Source organism: Pseudomonas brassicae (assembly GCF_010671725.1).
In the GTDB taxonomy this organism is placed as follows: domain Bacteria; phylum Pseudomonadota; class Gammaproteobacteria; order Pseudomonadales; family Pseudomonadaceae; genus Aquipseudomonas; species Aquipseudomonas brassicae.
Genome location: NZ_JAAHBU010000246.1, coordinates 1 through 2282, shown reverse-complemented (window position 1 = coordinate 2282; position 2282 = coordinate 1). Strand labels below are relative to the sequence as shown.

Annotated in this window: 3 protein-coding genes and 1 pseudogene; 3 read left to right on the top strand and 1 reads right to left on the bottom strand. The window is 64.2% G+C overall.

Annotated elements, in window-relative coordinates:
• Together G3436_RS16915 and G3436_RS16910 are read left to right on the top strand one after the other, a co-directional pair.
• Nucleotides 1-144: pseudogene (locus tag G3436_RS16915) on the top strand (MBL fold metallo-hydrolase); the annotation flags it as partial.
• A 30-nt stretch (nt 145-174) separates the two neighbouring features.
• Nucleotides 175-789 (top strand): NAD(P)-dependent oxidoreductase, encoded by a 615-nt coding sequence (locus G3436_RS16910; protein WP_163947159.1) that lies wholly within the window; start codon nt 175-177, stop codon nt 787-789.
• A 96-nt stretch (nt 790-885) separates the two neighbouring features.
• On the opposite strand, the gene G3436_RS16905 is transcribed toward G3436_RS16910, so the two are convergent.
• Nucleotides 886-1761, bottom strand: coding sequence for a LysR substrate-binding domain-containing protein (locus G3436_RS16905; protein WP_163947156.1), 876 nt, complete (start codon nt 1759-1761; stop codon nt 886-888).
• 112 nt (nt 1762-1873) lie between these two features.
• Here G3436_RS16905 and G3436_RS16900 point away from each other — a divergent pair.
• Nucleotides 1874-2282: thiamine pyrophosphate-binding protein (locus G3436_RS16900; RefSeq protein WP_243667191.1), on the top strand; the 409-nt coding region annotated here is incomplete at its 3' end.

Here is a 2282-nt window from a genome sequence, read left to right as displayed (position 1 = left end):
CATCCGCGCCTTCGATACCGAGACGGCCAAGCGGCCAGCTCGGCCGAGCTGATCGGCGCGATGAAAAAACGTTACCCGGGCCTTGGTGAGGAGAGCTCGCTGGAGCTGGGCGCCAAGGTCGCCAAGGGCGAAATGAAGTGGTAAGTGTCGTTCAATCCTGATCGGAGGTTTTCCATGAGCAAGATCGCAATTATCGGCGCCACCGGGCGTGCCGGCAGCCAACTGCTGGAAGAGGCCCTGCGTCGTGGGCACCAGGTCACTGCCATTGCACGTGATCCGTCGCGCCTGCAAGGGCGTGCCGGTGTCACGCCGGTGGCGCTGGACGTGACCCAGGGCGAAGGCCTGGTGCAGGCGCTGGCAGGCCATGACGTGGTGCTCAGCGCCGCGCATTTCGCCAGCGTGGCGCCGCAGCAGATCATCGAGCCGGTCAAGCGTGCCGGGGTCAAGCGCCTACTGGTGGTGGGCGGGGCAGGGAGCCTGTTGCTGCCGTCGGGGCAGCGGGTGATCGACAGCCCGGATTTCCCTGCAGAGTACCAGGCTGAGGCCAGCGCCGGCAGCGTGTTCCTCGACACCCTGCGCCAGGAGCACGAGCTGGACTGGACGTTCCTTTCTCCGTCGGCGGAGTTCGTCGAAGGTGAGCGTAGCGGTGGCTACAAGGTGGGCAAGGACCACCTGCTGATCGGTGCCGATGGCAAGAGCTGGATCACCTTTGCCGACTACGCGATCGCGTTGCTCGATGAGGTGGAGAAACCTGCGCATACCAAGCAGCGCTTCACTGTAGGCTACTGAGCGCTTCAAAGCTTCGCCGGCAAGCCAGCGCCTACGAGGTCAGCGGTGATCTCTGTGGGAGCTGGCTTGCCAGCGAAGGCATCGACGCGGTGCCTGTCATTGCGTGCTATCGGCATCCCCCGCCTGAGCGCACAGCCACTCCAGCAGCGCCATCAAGCCCGGCGCCGCAGGCCTGGGCGGGCGTACCAGGTAATAGCCCTTGCCGGTCTTTACCCGCAGGTCGAACGGCATCACCAGCCGCCCGCTGGCCAGGTCATCACCGATCAGTGCCCAGTCCCCGATGGCCACCCCCGTGCCCTGTGACGCCATCGCCATGGCCATGTCCAGCGTTTCGAAATGCTGGCGCCTGCCCTGCCTGGGCAGCACCACGCCCGCGGCCGTCAGCCAGGTGCTCCAGTCGTTCGCATCCCGCGCCGGGTGCAACAGCATATGCCGCTCCAGGTCCTCCAGTGCGCGCAGTTGCAATTGTGGCGCACACACCGGCGTGAGCTGCTCGTCGAACAGCTTGAGCACCTGCAAACCATGATTGGGCGCTGCGCCATACACCACCGCCGCATCGAACCCTTCACGACGAAAGTCCACCCCATGCTGCACCGTGGTCGTCAGCTCCACCGGTACGTCAGGACGCAACGCCTGCCATTCCATCAGGCGCGGCAGCAACCAGCGCATCACGCACGTAGGCGCCTTGAGCTGCAAGGTGGCGCGCTGCGCTCCTACCTGCTGCACGCCTTCCTCGATCAGGCCGAACACCTGCTGTACCCGCGGCAGCCAGTCCTGGCCCTCACGGGTCAGGCTCAGGCCGCGGGCCTGGCGCACGAACAGGGCGTAACCAAGGTGCGCTTCAAGGCCGGCAATCTGACGGCTCACCGCGCCCTGGGTCAGGTGCAACTGCTGCGCCGCACGGGTGAAATTGCAGCATTGCGCGGTCACCAGAAAGGTATGCAGGGCCGCCAGCGGTGGTAGACGTTTCATCGAGATAAGCCATGATCTGAAGACATGGCTAGTATGAGGATTTTTGCATTGTGCCGGTAGCCGCTGGCGGTCCAATTGTGCCTTGTTCCAGAACAATTTCAGGCAGACGAACATGGCCACTTGCGGCGAAGTACTGGTAAAACTCCTCGAAAAATATGGTGTAGACCATGTGTTCGGGATTCCTGGCGTGCACACGGTGGAGCTCTACCGTGGCCTGGCCGGCTCGACCATCCGTCACATCACCCCACGCCATGAGCAAGGTGCCGGATTCATGGCTGACGGCTTCGCCCGTACCCGAGGCAAGCCCGGTGTGTGCTTTATTATCACCGGCCCGGGCATGACCAACATCACCACCGCCATGGGCCAGGCCTACGCCGATTCGATCCCGATGCTGGTGATCTCCAGCGTACAGTCGCGCAATGCCCTGGGCGGCGGCCGCGGCAAGCTGCATGAGCTGCCCAACCAGAGCGCCCTGGTGGGTGGGGTGGCGGCGTTCTCGCACACGCTGATGACTGCCATGA

What these genes read in the sequence shown, in the direction of transcription:
- G3436_RS16910 (WP_163947159.1), top strand. Translation starts at nt 175, where the DNA reads ATGAGCAAGATCGCAATTATCGGCGCCACCGGGCGTGCCGGCAGCCAA.
- G3436_RS16905 (WP_163947156.1), bottom strand. Translation starts at nt 1,761, where the DNA reads ATGAAACGTCTACCACCGCTGGCGGCCCTGCATACCTTTCTGGTGACC.